The organism is Pseudomonas peli (assembly GCF_050563605.1).
GTDB classification, from domain to species: domain Bacteria; phylum Pseudomonadota; class Gammaproteobacteria; order Pseudomonadales; family Pseudomonadaceae; genus Aquipseudomonas; species Aquipseudomonas peli_A.
The window spans coordinates 1-214 of the sequence record NZ_JBNXUH010000312.1 but is presented as its reverse complement, the minus strand read 5'-3'; the positions used below and the strand labels follow the sequence as shown (position 1 = coordinate 214).

The 214-nt window shown below is 57.5% G+C and carries 1 pseudogene; it reads left to right on the top strand.

Features of this window, described 5'->3' with window-relative positions:
• Window positions 1–102 precede the first annotated feature (102 nt).
• Window positions 103–207 (top strand): annotated as a pseudogene (locus tag ACQ4LH_RS21865) (hypothetical protein); the annotation flags it as partial.
• Window positions 208–214 lie beyond the last annotated feature (7 nt).

Below are 214 nucleotides of genomic sequence, written 5' to 3'. Positions count from 1 at the left end.
GAATACGTTTTGCCCTATTTTTTTTTTTTTCAACGAAAAGACGGCAWACGAGMTCGCTCGGTTCGTCNYCGTGGGCTGGGRGATGTGWAAAAGAGACAGCCCCTGCACAGGGAAAAACCCCMCGCCCGCCACATCAACAGCAAGCTTGGCGTCGAGCGGCGCACTCAGGCCGTGGCGCGGGCCAAGAGCCTCGGCCTACTGCGTTGATTCAGCT